Genomic DNA, 15,633 nt, shown 5'->3' with positions numbered 1-15,633 from the left:
ACCCCTTTAGTTCATAACGCGGCGCACAGAATAGATATCTCTTATCTGTTTAATACGCTCGACGACTTTGTGCAAGTGATTGATGTTCTGAATAAAAATGGCCATATGAATGGTAGCCACTTTATTGCGATCCGATTTGCCAGAGACAGATGAAATATTTGTTTTCGTTTCATTCACTGCCTGAAGCACCTCGTTTAGCAATCCGCGGCGGTCATACCCAAGAATCTCTATCTCAACGTTGTATTCCTTACGCTTTTGAACCTGTGACTCATGCTCCCACTCTACCGGAATCAGCCGCTCTTGAGCTTCATTCGTTTTGACGTTCGGACAGTCTTCACGATGGACCGAAACCCCTCTTCCCTTTGTAATAAATCCAACAATGTCGTCACCCGGTACAGGATTGCAGCATTTTGACAAACGGACAAGAAGATTGTCGATTCCCTTGACGCGAACGCCTGCTTCCCGTTTTCGGCCCTGCGGGTATGGCTTAGGCTCCGCATTGACTTCCTGCACGCTTTTTTCCTGTTCTTCCTGGTCGCGCTGCTTTCTCTCTTTTTCCGTCAGGCGGTTTGCCACCTGTAAGGCTGTAATGCCGTTATATCCGACCGCTGCGTACATATCCTCTTCATTTGAGAAATTAAACTTGTCAGCAACCTTTTGAATATTCTCAGGCGTTAAGACATCCTTTACTTCAAAATCAAGGTTTTTAATTTCTTTCTCTACAAGCTCGCGGCCTTTTTCAACGTTTTCTTCGCGCCGCTGTTTCTTGAAGAATTGACGGATTTTATGCTTTGCCTGGGAGGTTTGGGCAAGCTTCACCCAATCCTGGCTCGGACCGTAGGAGTGCTTAGAGGTGAGAATTTCAACGATATCACCTGTCCGAAGCTTATGATCAAGCGTAACCATTTTTCCGTTTACTTTAGCACCAATTGTTTTATTGCCGATTTCCGAGTGAATTCGGTAAGAAAAATCAATCGGAACGGAGCCGGACGGAAGCTCGATTACATCTCCTTTCGGCGTAAAGACATACACCATATCAGAAAACAAATCGATTTTGAGCGATTCCATAAATTCTTCTGCATCTGTTGATTCATTTTGGAATTCTAAAATTTCACGGAACCAAGATAGCTTTTTCTCAAAGGTTGCGCTCTCATTGGCCGCTTTCCCCTCTTTATAAGCCCAGTGGGCCGCAACCCCGTATTCCGCAATTTCATGCATTTCAAAGGTGCGGATCTGCACTTCCAGCGGATCACCTTTAGGCCCGATAACCGTTGTATGAAGCGATTGATACATATTCGGCTTCGGCATTGCGATATAATCTTTGAATCTGCCGGGCATAGGCTTCCAGCATGTGTGAATGATGCCGAGCACCGCGTAGCAGTCCTTTATGCTATTCACAAGAATGCGGACAGCCAATAAATCGTAAATTTCGTTAAATTGCTTATTTTGCAGCACCATTTTTCGATAGATGCTGTAAATATGTTTTGGACGTCCCGAAAAGTCAGCCTTGATATTCACTTCTTCGACACGTTTCTTCACTTCATTGACAACCTCATCGACATAAAGCTCACGTTCTGCGCGTTTTTTCTTCATGAGGTTGACAATTCTGTAATATTGCTGAGGATTCAAATAACGGAGCGCTGTATCTTCCAGTTCCCACTTAATCTTTGATATCCCGAGACGATGCGCCAAAGGAGCAAAAATTTCCAGCGTTTCATTGGAAATTCTCCGCTGTTTTTGCTGAGGGAGATGCTTTAGCGTCCGCATATTGTGAAGACGATCCGCCAGCTTGATCAGTATGACCCTGATATCTTGAGCCATAGCGACAAACATTTTGCGATGATTTTCCGCCTGCTGTTCCTCTTGTGATTTATATTTAATTTTACCGAGCTTTGTTACACCGTCAACAAGCATTGCCACTTCTTCGGAAAATGCTTCTTTCAGGTCATCGAGCGTCACATCTGTATCTTCCACCACATCGTGCAGAAATCCGCCCGCGATTGTGGAAGGGTCCATCTCAAGATCAACGAGAATTCCCGCAACCTGAATCGGATGAATAATATATGGTTCGCCCGATTTGCGGTATTGCTCGCGATGAGCATCCTCAGCATACAGATATGCTTTCTCGACAAATGCGATATGCTCACCAGATAGATAGCTGCGCGCTTTATCAATAACTTGCTCGGCAGTCAATACTTGTTCGTTCGCCATGGAATCACCTTTTTTAGAATGTAAACTGTATTGTAGTTTATTATCAAGAAAAAAACGAAAGATGTAAAGAGCAGAAGCTCAAATAGCCGATATTATATAAAATAAACGCAAAACAATAGGAAAAAAGCACCCTAACATGGAGTGCTTTTTTCGTTATGCGATTATCTTTAGTATTTCATTAACGTTAGCATATCATAATTTTCAAGCTTCTTTCTGCCGTCAAGGTAAGAAAGCTCGATTAAGAAAGCGATACCAGCAACAACGCCGCCAAGTTCTTCAACAAGTTTGATTGTTGCTTCAATTGTGCCGCCTGTCGCAAGCAAGTCATCTGTAATTAGCACACGCTGACCTGGTTGAATCGCATCTTTGTGGATCGTTAATACGTCTTTTCCATATTCCAAGCCGTAGTCCACTTTGATCACTTCACGAGGCAATTTGCCTTCTTTGCGGACCGGAGCAAAACCTACGCCAAGCGCGTAAGCAACGGGACAGCCGATAATAAAGCCGCGCGCTTCAGGGCCTACGACCAAATCAATTTGTTTTTCTTTCGCGTATTCAACAATTTGGTCTGTGGCATAGCGGTATACGTCGCCTTTATCCATCAGTGTCGTAATATCTTTAAATTGCACGCCCTCTTTCGGGTAATCCGGTACAATTGTTACGTATTGTTTTAAATCCATCTGTTTTATGTCCTCCTCGTACTTTCATAAGCCTCTGAATCATGTTTCATCAGCTTATTCAGCCATTCCTTCAGCTCTTCAGCAGAAGAATAATTCAGCTTTTGATCCAATTCCATCAGCTGCTGCTTCGCCTGATATGTTTGTGAGTCTGTTAAATCTCGTTTCTTTACTCCGGTGACCACAGACAGCACACCATTCTCTATTTTAACAAAACCTAGATCAAAAAACACCTTTGTCATGAAATTGATTGTCTCAATGGACCAGCCTTTATGCCTTGCAAGCTCTGAGCCGTGTTTTTTCACGTCAAAAGTGCCTCTTTTCAGCAAGAACGCATAATACCATTTAAAGTGGTCTCTTGCGGGAAATGTCGATAAAAAGTGGTCCTCTTGATTGAGAAAAATAAAATATATCCGCTCCGGCGCCTTGTTTTCCAGCAAACGTGCAAGCATGTCCAATGAAGGCGGCGGATCCAGCAATACAGTAAACGCACCATCAAGGTCTAATGCCTTCGCTTGATCTTCTAAGCTGATGACATGCACATCGCGGCGAAGATCTTCAGTCTGAAGAAGTGCTGTTGAGTCTTCTTTGAAAGAGACAATGGTCCGTTTGGCAGATGGAAGGACGGAAACTGTGTCTTCCCACATCCGTTTTCCCCTTAAGTCAAACAGCTGCCATTCAGAAACCGCGGCATCCTTAATCATTAGCTGCGGTTTTTTTCTATTATTCCATTCGTTAATAGACATCTCGCCGACAATTGAAATTCTTGATCCGCGGACGATGCCTTCTTCAAGCTCACCTTTATTAAAGCCGACGCAATCAAGTTGAGATGACTCGTTTCTGATCGTCATTTTCACATGATTTTTATTAGCGCCTATTTTGCGGATATCTTCCAGCACAGCGTTTTCTACGAGAACGTGCGGTTTTGGGTTCAGCATGCCAAAGGGGGACAGCAGGTTCATCTCTGTGATGCTTTCAACTGTAATGTCCTCCAAACCGCAGACGAGATCTACTTCCTGCACAGGAATAAAATCCTCTTCCGTAAGCGTGTTGTTCGCTATTTCATTCAGCCTATCTCGTAAATCCGGCACATCTTCAGTATTTAGCGTCATTCCCGCCGCCATTGGATGGCCGCCGAAATGAGGAAGAATATCTCTGCATTCAGAAAGGCTCTCGAATAAATTAAAGCCTCTGATGCTTCGGGCCGAGCCTTTGGCGATTCCTTTTTCTTCATCAATGCCAAGCACAACAGCCGGACGGTAGAAACGGTCAACAAGCTTTGAAGCCACAATCCCGACGACTCCTGGATTCCATCCGGCTTTAGCGACAACGATTGCAGTTTGGTCGAGACCTTGCTGTTCAACCATTTCAATCGCTTCATCCGTCATTTTGCTGACCATTTTTTGACGTTCTTTGTTCAGCTCATCAATACCAGCAGCAAGCTCTGCCGCTTCAAACAAATCCTCTGACATGAGCAAATGAACAGCGGGATCCGCCTGCTCGATTCTTCCGACGGCATTCAGCCTCGGCGCTATCTGGAACCCTACTGTTTCTTCGTTCGCTTCTCCGATGTCTCCGCCCGACAGCTTGACCAGCTCTTTTAAGCCCAGCCGATTCGTCCGGCGAAGCCTTTCAAGTCCCAGTATTGCAATTAATCTGTTTTCATCATGCAGCGGGACAAGATCGGCAATGGTGCCGATTGCCGCCAAATCAAGCAATTCATCCGGCAGTTCCCCTAATAAAGCATGGGCAAGCTTAAACGCGACCCCAACCCCGGCAAGCTCTTTAAACGGATATGTGCAGCCAGGCTGCTTCGGGTGGACGATCGCGTGGGCATCCGGAAGCTCTGGTCCCGGCTCATGGTGATCCGTAATAATAACATCCAGTCCGAGTTCCCTTGCCACCTTCGCTTCATGCACAGCGGCAATTCCTGTATCAACCGTTATAACCAGAGAGAAGCCCCGTTCTTTAATCAAACGAAACGCCTGTTCATTAGGGCCATATCCTTCTTTAAAGCGGTCAGGTATATAAAAATCAACTTGAGCCGACAGCTTTTGCAGCGTATGAAGCATCACTGACGTACTGGTAACTCCATCGGCATCATAATCGCCATATATCATAATCTGTTCTTGTTGTGAAATCGCCTGTTTTATTCGATCTGCCGCTTCTTTCATGCCCTTCATTTCGAAAGGATCATAAAAATCGGCTTCCTTTGTATGTAAAAACAGCTTTGCGCTTTCTGCCGTATCAAAGCCTCTTTTTACAAGCAGGGACGCAACAAGTGGTGTTATATGCAATTGTTCTGTGAGTGATTTGACCTTATCCTGATCTGGTCGCTGGATTTCCCATCGCATTTTTGACGCTAACATAAATTCACCCCTCAACCACCCTATTATACTAGAGCAGACTGAGGGGTTTCAAATATTATTCAAAAACTAGTCTTTTTTCTCAAGTTCAGCTGATGCATCCTGTGTGTCGTTCAGATCAGAATGCAGCGTATCCTCTTGGTTATGTACCGTTCCTTGAGCAGCTTTATTTTCTTTCCGCAACGCTTTTATTTCCCGCTTTAATTTCATCACCTGAAAAACACCGGCAGAAAATACGATCAGCGCGCCCATTAAAACTGACCCTATAATAACTAGGATGAGCGGCCACTCCGACCTGCCAAACAGGTAATCAACTTCTACGGATCTTACATTAATGACTGCAAAAATAGCGACAATTAAAGTGAATATAAGTGCAAAAATAATGGTCCATTGTTTATTCATTCTCTTTCCCCCAAACTTTTTATTGAGGTAACTTTCCCTATCAAGACTGGATGTAAACATGGCTTAACACGAGGTTAAGCCCCATTCGCAGTAAATTTTTCCCGAATCAGCCTCTTCAGTCCATTACTCTCACCGGAAATGACAAGTGTATCACCTTCATCAATGACTGTTTCAGATCCCGGGTTCAGTTGTTTATCCTGACTCTTCTTTATAATCGCGATGACTGTCACATGATATTCTCGCCTCGCGTCCAAATCACCAATTGTATGATGAACGGCAGGCGCTCCCGTCTCTGCTTTACACCACTCTATGATTAGATCATCCAGCGCTGACTCGACCCGTTCTAATGCTTTCGGTTTATATGCCATTCCGCCGAGAATGGCAGAGACTTGTCTTGCTTCAACGTCATCAAACTGCACGGAGGCAACACATTCTTCATGATCATTTTCGTCAAAATAGTACAGCTCTCTTCGGCCGTCATGATGAATGACAATTGACATTTTATCCCGATTTCTCGTCATGATTTCAACTTTATGCCCTATGCCCGGCAGCTCCGATTCGCGGATCCTCATTTATAAACCCTCCTACATATCTGAAAACCAGTCATAAACAATCTCAACACCATTTATATGTGTAAATGTAAGCGTATGTCATTATAACAAATGTCTATTTTAAGTTCAATGAAACTTAAAAAACAGGCTGCCCTGCAAAGGACAGCCCGACAATTTTATTGCGCCTTTTCTTTTTTCAGTTCTTTGCCTTTCCATACAAGCCAAATTTGAGCGGCAATGTAGAGAGAGGAATAAACGCCTGTTAACAGCCCGACCAATAAAGCAATTGAGAAGTTTGTAATCGAAGATGCTCCAAAGATGAGCAAAGTCACTACAACAATCACGACCGTTAACACAGTGTTAATTGAACGTGTAAAGGTTTGCTGCAGGCTTAGATTTACAATGTGATTCAGGTCGGCAAATGTTTTCGGCTTGCGCTTTTTCATATGCTCCCGAACCCTATCAAATGTAACGATTGTATCGTTAATCGAATATCCGATAATCGTCAGGATGGCGGCGATGAAGGTAACATCTACCTCAAGCCTTGTAATGCTGAAAAACGCGATGATAAAGAAAGCATCATAAAGCAGTGAAGCGATTGCTGCTATCGCCATTTTGTATTCGAATCGGATCGAAACGTAAATGATGATGCCAATAGAAGCGATAGCAAGTGCGTACAGCGCATTTCTTGCCAGCTCTTTACCGACCGTCGGTGAAACTGTGCTGACATTCGGCTCTGATCCGTATTTGTCTTTGAAATACGTTTTTACGTCGGCAATGGTTTCTTTATCTGGGACACCGACAAAACGGGCAACACCCATATTGCTCTTGTCCCCAGAAAGAACAAGAGTATCTGGATCCATGCCAAGTGATGCAAAATCCTTCTCTACCTGCTCTGTCGTCAGCTTATGGTCGCTCTGCACTTCTATCCGGGCGCCGCTTGCAAAGTCAATGCCAAGATTGAGCTTAAAGACAAGCAGGATAATAATCCCGGCAATCGTGACTGCACTGGAGAAAACAAAGAAATATTTGCGTTTGCTCGTGAAATCCCATTTTCGGAACGGCGTATGCGGTTCTGTATTTTCATCCGTATCCTGGATATTCATAATATGTTTCTTATTGACGCCGAACCAGCCTTTTTTCCGATCAAGCCATCTGCTTTCCACGAGGAGTGTAAGGAGAAATCTTGATAAGAAAACGGCAGTGATAAAGCTTGTCAAAATCGACAGAATCAGCATTGTAGCAAACCCTTTTACAGAGCTTGTCCCGAAAATGAAGAGTACAACGGCTGCAATAATCGTTGTAATATTCGCGTCAAAAATCGTCGCAAATGATCGTCTGTTTCCTGAACGGAAGGCGGAGCGGACCGACTTTCCTAACTTAAGCTCCTCTTTAATCCGTTCATAGGTGATGATATTGGCGTCAACAGCCATCCCGACACCTAAAATGAGAGCGGCAATTCCCGGAAGTGTGAGTACCGCATTCATCCAGTCAAAGACCTGCAGTGTAATATAGATATAAACCGATAGCGTAATCACCGCAATAAATCCCGGCAGGCGGTAATAGAAAAGCATAAATAAGAAAATAATTGCAATACCGACAATACCAGCTAACACCGTATCATGGAGCGCCTGCTGGCCGAATTGTGCACCTACTGAAGTTGAATATTTTTCAGTCAGTTTCACAGGGAGCGCGCCGGCATTTAAAATGTTGGCTAAATCTTTCGCCTTTTGAACGGTAAAATGCCCTTCAATTGTAACGTCTTTTGTGTTTAATTCCTGACTAACGTTCGGAGCGGATACATATTTAGGATGCTCTTTTTGAACTTCTTTCTTAAAAGAGTCTCCTTTTTCGTAATCGAGCCAAATGACAAGCTGGTTGTTCGGCGCCATCTTCATGACCTGTTTGGTCACTTCGCCAAATTTATCAGCGTCTTTTAATTTAATACTGACTATCGGTTCATTTGTTTTAGGATCATAGGTTTGTTTGGCGCCATTTTCGACGAGATCAGAGCCGTTCAACAATTCTTTATCATTCGTATCTCTGAAGGAAAGCTGGGCTTCAGTAGCCAAAATTTCACGCGCTCTGTTTTGATTTGTCACGCCAGCGAGCTGAACGCGAATCCGGTTATTTCCTTCAATTTGGATGTTCGGTTCACTTACACCGAGAACATTGGCTCTGCGGTTCAGCGCCTCTACTGTGCTGACCAGAACATCTTTTGTGATTTTGTCACCTTTTTTTACGGGCTGTACATCATACAGCACCTCAAATCCGCCTTGCAAATCCAATCCTAATGTAATATTGTTCGCGGCAGGCTTTGTAAAGTAACCCAAGCCTGTGCCGATCAATAAAACGAAAAGGAAAAACGCAATCAAGCGTCCTTTTTTCATTATGTATATCCTCCCTTAAACCTGTGCGAATCAATCTGCTATCTCAGCAGTTCATCCAATGCTTCCTGTGCTTCTTCACTGCCTAGCCAACTAGACGTTTTGAATGACTCAACAGTTGCATAGTTCATAAATTCGCCAATTTTCACTGATAAAATATCACTCGTCATTTCATAAATGTGCAGCTCCGTTTTCTTTTTCCACTTCTTATCTTTTAAGAATGACCACAAACTTTCGAGCTCAACATCATCATACCCGAGAATCTTAAACTCTTCCAGTTTGCTGTAAAGAAACGGCCTGACGTGGTCCTTATATAGATCCGCGGGATGCTTCTCCACGATTCCACGCTCCTTTTTTATTGTTTTTCAAGAAGACTTGTCATGCTTGGACGATATATACGCATATCTTATTGTATATGATTACAGGTAGTTTGAGAAGGCAGGGGGTAAAAATGGCGAAACAGACGTTTTTAAGGGGCACTCTTATCCTTATCGCAGCAGGGATGGTGACAAGAATGCTCGGGTTTGTCAACCGGGTGGTTATTGCCCGGTTTATCGGCGAAGAAGGAGTCGGGCTTTACATGATGGCAGCTCCGACCTTCTTTTTAGCCACTACATTAACTCAATTCGGTCTGCCGGTCGCGATCAGTAAGCTTGTCGCAGAAGCAAGCGCACGCGGCGACCACAAAAAAACAAAAAATATTTTAGTCATGTCTCTGACCATCACAGGAGTGCTCAGTCTGATCTTTACACCGCTGTTTCTGTTTTTTGCCCCTGTTATGGCTGAAACGATGCTGACAGACAAGAGAACATTGTATCCTCTTCTGGCCATCACGCCGGTTGTGCCGATTATTGCTATCTCAAGTGTGTTGAGGGGGTACTTTCAAGGAAAACAGAATATGAACCCGCTTGCCATGTCTCAAGTCCTTGAACAGGTTGTCCGCATTTCACTCGTCGCTGCCTGTACGACAATTTTTCTTCCTTACGGAATTGAATATGCCGCAGCGGGGGCAATGCTTTCCTCGGTCGCAGGAGAGCTGGCATCACTTCTGTATTTATTCGTTTGCTTTAAGTATAAAAAGACCATTAAAATCAGAAAGCATTTTTTCCAGTCGATTAAAAATGGAAAACAAACCTTTACCCAATTAATGAGCGTATCCCTTCCAACGACCGGGAGCCGCTTTATCGGCAATCTCTCTTGGTTTTTCGAGCCGATTGTCGTTGCTCAAAGCCTTGCCATCGCCGGTGTCGCCACGGTCGCCGCCACAAAGCAATACGGGGAACTGACCGGCTTTGCCATGACGCTGCTGACTCTGCCCAGCTTTATTACATATTCTTTGTCGACCGCACTTGTTCCTGCGATCAGTGAAGGGATGGAGCAGAAAAAATTGCAGGTGGTGGAATACCGTTTGGAACAGGCCATGCGGCTCTGCCTGCTCAGTGGAGGCATTTCAGTTGTCATTTTATACGTCTTTGCGGACGAGCTGATGAGGGTAATGTATGGCTCTTCAGGCGCAGCTGTATTCATAAAAGTGATGGCTCCGTTTTTTCTCCTATATTATTTTCAAGGTCCTCTTCAGGCGGTCCTGCAGGCGCTTAATTTGGCCGGTGCTGCGATGATGAACAGTTTAATTGGAGCGCTTGTCAAAACAGGTCTTATTTTTGTCCTTGCCACAAGACCGTCTCTCGGCATTATGGGCGCATCGCTGGCCATTGTAACAGGTATGGTGCTCGTCACGCTTTTGCACGCGGCAACCGTAAGCAAGGTACTGCCGATCAGCATTAAAATGAAAGAGTATGCGCTTAGTTTCACTGTTATAGTGATTTGCGGATTCATCAGCTCTGCCATCAAACAATATGTAAGCTTTGGGGCGTCCGAGGCAGTGAATGTCGCCGGGTGGATTACAATAAGCGCCGCCATCTATATCATCCTTCTGCTCGCTTTCCGTTTAATAAAAAAAGATGAGCTTCGCCGCATTCCTATTATCGGACGTCTGATCGCTCGCTAAAGGTTACGTGCGGCTCCCATCCTTTTCATCAATAAATAACTCACCGTCAGTAAACGAGCAAAACGAAATGTCTGAAGGATTTGCATATCCATGTTTTTTTAATGTTTCAAACAGCCATTGTTCATCTTTGTCAATTCTGGACAGATTTTCTGTATGAATCGAGCCATCTATAATGAGCGGCATTTCAAGTTGCCGATGCTCACCGCTGTTTTCTTTCTTTATAACGGTCAATTTGCCCGACGGCTCTAAAATGGCAAATGATACATCAGCTACTCTGTCGATACTGTTTTCTCTGAGCTGAACCATTAAATCATCAAAATTATAACGTTGTGATCTCATGGCGCCTTCGTCAATTTCCCCATATTTAATAATGATAGTCGGCTTGCCGTCAAGCAGCTGGCGGATTTTTCGGTTTTTTAAAGAAAAGTAGGCGAATGTCACCTGGATGATCATTAATACGAGCATCGGCAGGATGGTGTGAAACAGATGATCCTCTACGTTTTCTATGGCTAAAACGGCGATTTCTGCCATCATGATAAAGACAACGAGATCTAAAATGCTAAGCTCCCCGATCTCCCGTTTGCCCATGAAACGAAAAATAACCAATATCACAAAATACAATATGATTGTGCGAAATGTAATAGTAAAAAGCTCTTCCATCATGCACCTCCAACTCATCATAGGTTGCAACAAAATGACCAATTTATGTGGGAAGAACCGATAGGATTTCATAAAGCTTTTACGTCTAATTCACGGAATGAGGGAATACATTTTTACAAAGACGAGCTGTCAGCATGTCTGGCGCTTTGTTCAAAAAGAACAAAAGCCTTTTAATACAGGCAGAGAGGAGACATTTATGGAGGAAACGAAACAAGTTGGAAAAGGCATTCTTTACGGCTTAATCGCCATATTCTCAGCTATGCTTCTGACGAGTTTAGCCGTTTCACTTTTACTGACGGCAACATCGCTGGAAGAGTCATCATTCAACTGGCTGATTACAGCCGTATCGTTTATTTCCTTATTCATCGGAGGATTCATTTCAGGCGGGAAAGGAAAAGAAAGAGGATGGATGATCGGGGCATTGACTGCTTTAAGCTTCTCACTGATTATTTTGTTGTTTCAGTATTTAGGCTTCGGAAAAACATTTACAGCGGAACAGCTGCTCTTCCATCTTGGATTTTTAGGGGTATGCATGCTGGGCGGGATTTTCGGCGTGAATTTGAAGGGAAACAGGTCTTCCACATAAAAAAGAGCGGAATCATCCGCTCTTTTTTTGTTAGCTATGTATAGCTTCTGCTGTTATTCTGCAGCAGAAGCTTCTCTGATCGCGCGGCGGTCGAACGTAAGACGTGTGTTTTCACCAGTCTTGATTACGACTTTGCTATCGTCAATAGAATCCACAGTGCCGTGCAATCCCCCGATTGTCACTACTGTATCACCTTTTTTCAGTTCCTGCTGCATATGGCGTACTGCCTTTTGCTGCTTTTGCTGAGGACGAATCAGCAAGAAGTAAAGAACCGCAAACATTAAAATAATAGGAATCAATGTACCTAAAGTGCCAGTCATTATTTTCACCCCTTTCTATAAACCTGTTATTTATTTTTATTTAGAAGCTTTTCGCATTTGGCTTGTTGTAGCCGTAACGCTCAAAGAACTCTTCTCGGAAATCACCCAGACGATCCTCACGAATAGCCTGTCTGACCTGCTCCATTAAGTGTAACAGAAAATGAAGGTTATGGTAAGTTGTTAATCTCAGGCCAAATGTTTCGTTGCAGCGGATCAAGTGTCTGATGTACGCGCGAGTGTAGTTTTTACATGTATAGCAATCACACTCTTCATCAATCGGACGGAAGTCTCTTTCAAATTTCGCATTTTTCATATTGAGGCGGCCTTCAGCTGTAAACACTGTGCCGTTTCGCGCAATTCTTGTAGGAAGCACACAGTCAAACATGTCGACTCCGCGGATTGCTCCGTCAATCAGCGCGTCCGGAGATCCCACTCCCATCAGATATCTCGGTTTATCCTTCGGCAAAAGCGGTGTCGTAAACTCGAGTACGCGGTTCATGACATCCTTCGGTTCACCGACAGATAATCCGCCTATAGCATATCCCGGAAAATCAAGAGAGACCAAGTCCTTCGCGCTTTGTGTGCGCAGATCTTCATATTCTCCGCCTTGTACTATCCCAAACAGCCCTTGCTCATCCTGACGGCTGTGGGCATTCAGGCAGCGTTCCGCCCAGCGGCTTGTCCGTTCTACTGATCGCTTCATATAATCATACTCTGCCGGATACGGCGGGCATTCGTCAAACGCCATCATAATATCAGAGCCGAGTGCGTTTTGAATCTCCATTGCTTTTTCCGGAGATAAAAACAGCTTGTCTCCATTTAAGTGATTGCGGAAATGAACGCCCTCTTCCTCTATATTACGAAACTTGCTTAAAGAAAAGACCTGAAACCCGCCTGAATCTGTTAAAATCGCACGGTCCCAGTTCATAAATTTATGCAGTCCGCCCGCTTCTTTGACAATATCATGACCCGGGCGGAGCCATAGGTGATAAGTGTTGCTTAAAATGATGCCCGCATCCATTGCTTTCAGCTCTTCAGGCGCCATCGTTTTGACTGTTGCCAGTGTGCCGACCGGCATAAAAACCGGCGTTTCAAAGGAGCCGTGCGGGGTATGTACTTTGCCTAGCCGAGCCCCTGTTTGTTTGCATTCTTTTATAAATTCATAGCGTATTGGTTGTTCAGCCACTTTTGAGGCCTCCTGTTCTTAAATTATCAGCATCGCGTCTCCGAAGCTGAAGAAACGATATTCCTCTTCCACCGCATGGTGATAAGCCCGCAGAACGTTTTCTCTTCCAGCAAGCGCGCTCACCAGCATAATCAATGACGATTTCGGCAAATGGAAGTTTGTAATCATTCCGTCAATGGCTTTAAATTCGTAGCCCGGATAAATAAAAATAGATGTCCAGCCGCTTGACGCTTCAAACCGACCGCCATTTTCCCCGGCAATCGTTTCAAGCGTACGTGTCGATGTCGTGCCGACGGAAATAATCCGGCCGCCATTTTCCCTTACCTTGTTTAAGGCTGCAGCTGTTTCTTCTGACATTTGATAAAATTCAGCATGCATATTATGCTCTTCAACGTCATCAGCACTCACAGGTCGAAACGTTCCAAGACCTACGTGCAAAGTGATGAACTCAATTTGCACACCTTTATCTTTCAATTGCTGCAAAATTTCTTCTGTGAAATGAAGACCTGCTGTAGGCGCGGCTGCAGATCCGATTTCTTTAGAATATACAGTTTGGTAGCGCTCTCTGTCATCAAGCTGTTCTTTAATATATGGCGGGAGCGGCATCTCTCCAAGGGATTCAAGCACCTCGTAGAAGATCCCGTCATACTGGAATTCCATTTTTCTGCCGCCATGCTCAAGCTCTTCCGTGCAGACAGCCTTCAATCTTCCGTCCCCAAATGTGACAACGGTTCCTTTTTTTACTCGTTTCGCCGGTTTGGCAAGGGTTTCCCACCTGTCACCAGCTTCCTGCTTCAGTAAAAGAAGTTCCACTTTTCCGCCAGTATCCTCTTTTGTGCCGAATAACCTCGCAGGCAGCACACGCGTATTGTTTAATACTAGACAGTCTCCTTCGTTAAAGAAGCTGATAATGTGTTTAAACGAGCTGTCAGTCAGCTCTCCTGTATGTTTATCAAGCACCATCAGTCTTGAAGCATCGCGCTGCTCCAACGGCACTTGTGCAATTAAACGTTCCGGTAGTTCAAAATCAAATAAATCGACTTTCATGATGTTTTCACCTTTATTCTTGTCTTTTGTTATTTCATTCTGCCGAAAAGGTTAAGCAAAATTGATAATACCACACTTATGATAATACAAGTGACAACCGGGAAGAAAAACGTGACATTTCCTTTTTTCACAAAAATATCTCCCGGCATCTTGCCGACAAAATGCAAAACTGCTCCGATCATAAGCAAAACAGCACCAAGAATCATAATGATCTTAGGGAATTCAGTCATATCGAGGAGCCTCCATTTGGAAATGATGATAAACAGCCGGTGTCACAATCCTTCCTCGCGGTGTTCTTTGGATAAACCCGATTTGCAGAAGGTATGGCTCATATACGTCTTCGATCGTATGCGGTTCTTCGCCGATCGTGGCTGAAATGGTATCAAGTCCCACCGGGCCGCCGTTAAATTTTTCAATCATGCCCATCAGCAGCTTATGATCAATATGATCCAATCCGAGACGATCCACCTGCAGCCGCTCCAAGGCATCTTGCGAAATCCCTTCCGAGATCCGGCTGTCACCCAGCACCTGGGCGAAATCCCGCACCCTTCTCAGCAGGCGGTTCGCTACGCGGGGTGTCCCTCTCGATCTCCTCGCGATTTCAAGGGCAGACGGTTTATCAATCTCAACATCGAATACATCAGCTGTTCTTGTAACAATGTCCGCCAGCTCTTCTTGTGTATAGTACTCAAGCCGCGACATGACACCGAAACGATCTCTTAACGGCGCCGTTAAAAGCCCTACCCTTGTAGTGGCGCCCACCAGCGTAAAAGGTGGAAGATCGAGCCGTACCGAACGGGCAGAAGGACCTTTGCCGATCACAATATCCAGGCAAAAGTCTTCCATCGCAGGATATAATACCTCTTCAATCGATCTGTGCAGCCTATGTATTTCATCAATAAATAATACATCTCCCGGCTCCAACGCCGTTAATATGGCAGCCAAATCACCAGGTCTCTCAATCGCCGGCCCTGATGTCGTCCTCAATTCCACTCCCATTTCATTGGCAACGATAGAAGCAAGCGTCGTTTTCCCGAGTCCGGGCGGCCCGTACAGAAGAACATGGTCAAGCGTCTCCTGTCTCATTTTTGCTGCGTCTATAAAGACGCGCAAATTTTCTTTCACCTTATGCTGCCCGATATATTGCGCCAAATTTTGCGGCCTTAGGCTTTGCTCTATCACTGATTCATGGTTGTCTGCTTCACTTGAGACGAGCCGTTCATCCATGAACA

General features: G+C 44.5%; 15 protein-coding genes. 2 read left to right on the top strand and 13 right to left on the bottom strand.

Translation table 11 applies throughout. The annotated features are described in order from the left end of the window. Positions 1–6 precede the first annotated feature (6 nt). The 7 genes from relA to AAGG74_RS01545 all read right to left on the bottom strand — a co-directional run bounded on the left by relA (position 7) and on the right by AAGG74_RS01545 (position 8,932). A complete protein-coding gene (gene relA, locus AAGG74_RS01575) occupies positions 7–2,211 on the bottom strand; it encodes a GTP diphosphokinase (protein ID WP_162102271.1) in 2,205 nt (734 codons plus the stop codon). 167 nt (positions 2,212–2,378) lie between these two features. Continuing rightward, a complete protein-coding gene (locus AAGG74_RS01570; protein WP_162102270.1) occupies positions 2,379–2,891 on the bottom strand; it encodes an adenine phosphoribosyltransferase in 513 nt (170 codons plus the stop codon). 5 nt (positions 2,892–2,896) lie between these two features. Further along, positions 2,897–5,257 (bottom strand): single-stranded-DNA-specific exonuclease RecJ, encoded by a 2,361-nt coding sequence (gene recJ / locus AAGG74_RS01565; RefSeq protein ID WP_429674347.1) that lies wholly within the window; start codon positions 5,255–5,257, stop codon positions 2,897–2,899. A 66-nt stretch (positions 5,258–5,323) separates the two neighbouring features. Beyond that, positions 5,324–5,656, bottom strand: a complete 333-nt coding sequence (locus AAGG74_RS01560) for a LapA family protein (protein ID WP_429674346.1) — start codon at positions 5,654–5,656, stop codon at positions 5,324–5,326. Positions 5,657–5,730: 74 nt separating this feature from the next. Next, positions 5,731–6,228, bottom strand: coding sequence for a cation:proton antiporter regulatory subunit (locus tag AAGG74_RS01555; protein ID WP_429674345.1), 498 nt, complete (start codon positions 6,226–6,228; stop codon positions 5,731–5,733). A 155-nt stretch (positions 6,229–6,383) separates the two neighbouring features. After that, a complete protein-coding gene (secDF, locus tag AAGG74_RS01550; protein WP_429674343.1) occupies positions 6,384–8,597 on the bottom strand; it encodes a protein translocase subunit SecDF in 2,214 nt (737 codons plus the stop codon). Positions 8,598–8,635: 38 nt separating this feature from the next. Then, on the bottom strand, positions 8,636–8,932 hold the full coding sequence (locus AAGG74_RS01545; RefSeq protein WP_162102265.1) for a post-transcriptional regulator: 297 nt from the start codon (positions 8,930–8,932) through the stop codon (positions 8,636–8,638). A gap of 113 nt (positions 8,933–9,045) precedes the next feature. Here AAGG74_RS01545 and spoVB point away from each other — a divergent pair, with 113 nt between their 5' ends. Beyond that, complete coding sequence (spoVB, locus tag AAGG74_RS01540) at positions 9,046–10,602, top strand: stage V sporulation protein B (protein WP_162102264.1); 1,557 nt, start codon at positions 9,046–9,048, stop codon at positions 10,600–10,602. 3 nt (positions 10,603–10,605) lie between these two features. Here spoVB and AAGG74_RS01535 read toward each other — a convergent pair whose 3' ends face one another. Further along, positions 10,606–11,262, bottom strand: a complete 657-nt coding sequence (locus tag AAGG74_RS01535) for a DUF421 domain-containing protein (RefSeq protein WP_162102263.1) — start codon at positions 11,260–11,262, stop codon at positions 10,606–10,608. Between the two features lie 196 nt (positions 11,263–11,458). On the opposite strand from AAGG74_RS01535, the gene AAGG74_RS01530 reads away from it, so the two are divergent. Continuing rightward, entirely contained in the window at positions 11,459–11,848 is a 390-nt protein-coding gene (locus tag AAGG74_RS01530; RefSeq protein WP_202923592.1) for a TIGR04086 family membrane protein, read from the top strand. Between the two features lie 53 nt (positions 11,849–11,901). Here AAGG74_RS01530 and yajC read toward each other — a convergent pair whose 3' ends face one another. Genes yajC through ruvB form a run of 5 tightly spaced genes read right to left on the bottom strand, consistent with a single transcriptional unit; the run spans position 11,902 to position 15,628 of the window. Next, positions 11,902–12,168 carry a preprotein translocase subunit YajC gene (yajC, locus tag AAGG74_RS01525; protein WP_162102261.1) on the bottom strand — a complete coding sequence of 89 codons (267 nt, stop codon included), beginning with the start codon at positions 12,166–12,168 and terminating at the stop codon, positions 11,902–11,904. Between the two features lie 40 nt (positions 12,169–12,208). Further along, complete coding sequence (gene tgt / locus AAGG74_RS01520; RefSeq protein ID WP_162102260.1) at positions 12,209–13,354, bottom strand: tRNA guanosine(34) transglycosylase Tgt; 1,146 nt, start codon at positions 13,352–13,354, stop codon at positions 12,209–12,211. Between the two features lie 18 nt (positions 13,355–13,372). Continuing rightward, positions 13,373–14,401 (bottom strand): tRNA preQ1(34) S-adenosylmethionine ribosyltransferase-isomerase QueA, encoded by a 1,029-nt coding sequence (queA, locus tag AAGG74_RS01515; protein ID WP_429674342.1) that lies wholly within the window; start codon positions 14,399–14,401, stop codon positions 13,373–13,375. 29 nt (positions 14,402–14,430) lie between these two features. Continuing rightward, the gene (locus AAGG74_RS01510; protein ID WP_225493690.1) at positions 14,431–14,631 is read right to left on the bottom strand and encodes a DUF2905 domain-containing protein; all 201 of its coding nucleotides are present in this window, start codon (positions 14,629–14,631) and stop codon (positions 14,431–14,433) included. Then, the gene (gene ruvB / locus AAGG74_RS01505; protein ID WP_162102257.1) at positions 14,624–15,628 is read right to left on the bottom strand and encodes a Holliday junction branch migration DNA helicase RuvB; all 1,005 of its coding nucleotides are present in this window, start codon (positions 15,626–15,628) and stop codon (positions 14,624–14,626) included. Before ruvB ends, AAGG74_RS01510 begins: the two co-directional genes overlap by 8 nt. Between the last annotated feature and the right edge of the window lie 5 nt (positions 15,629–15,633).

Origin of the sequence: Bacillus mexicanus (genome assembly GCF_050445615.1) — a bacterium.
Taxonomy (GTDB): domain Bacteria; phylum Bacillota; class Bacilli; order Bacillales; family Bacillaceae; genus Bacillus; species Bacillus mexicanus.
This window is presented reverse-complemented; position numbering and strand designations above follow the sequence as displayed.

Coding starts and splice junctions, on each gene's coding strand:
- AAGG74_RS01560 (WP_429674346.1), bottom strand. CDS start 5,656: ATGAATAAACAATGGACCATTATTTTTGCACTTATATTCACTTTAATT.
- relA (WP_162102271.1), bottom strand. CDS start 2,211: ATGGCGAACGAACAAGTATTGACTGCCGAGCAAGTTATTGATAAAGCG.
- yajC (WP_162102261.1), bottom strand. CDS start 12,168: ATGACTGGCACTTTAGGTACATTGATTCCTATTATTTTAATGTTTGCG.
- AAGG74_RS01535 (WP_162102263.1), bottom strand. CDS start 11,262: ATGGAAGAGCTTTTTACTATTACATTTCGCACAATCATATTGTATTTT.
- AAGG74_RS01510 (WP_225493690.1), bottom strand. CDS start 14,631: ATGACTGAATTCCCTAAGATCATTATGATTCTTGGTGCTGTTTTGCTT.
- AAGG74_RS01530 (WP_202923592.1), top strand. CDS start 11,459: ATGGAGGAAACGAAACAAGTTGGAAAAGGCATTCTTTACGGCTTAATC.
- AAGG74_RS01555 (WP_429674345.1), bottom strand. CDS start 6,228: ATGAGGATCCGCGAATCGGAGCTGCCGGGCATAGGGCATAAAGTTGAA.
- secDF (WP_429674343.1), bottom strand. CDS start 8,597: ATGAAAAAAGGACGCTTGATTGCGTTTTTCCTTTTCGTTTTATTGATC.
- ruvB (WP_162102257.1), bottom strand. CDS start 15,628: ATGGATGAACGGCTCGTCTCAAGTGAAGCAGACAACCATGAATCAGTG.
- AAGG74_RS01570 (WP_162102270.1), bottom strand. CDS start 2,891: ATGGATTTAAAACAATACGTAACAATTGTACCGGATTACCCGAAAGAG.
- recJ (WP_429674347.1), bottom strand. CDS start 5,257: ATGTTAGCGTCAAAAATGCGATGGGAAATCCAGCGACCAGATCAGGAT.
- spoVB (WP_162102264.1), top strand. CDS start 9,046: ATGGCGAAACAGACGTTTTTAAGGGGCACTCTTATCCTTATCGCAGCA.
- queA (WP_429674342.1), bottom strand. CDS start 14,401: ATGAAAGTCGATTTATTTGATTTTGAACTACCGGAACGTTTAATTGCA.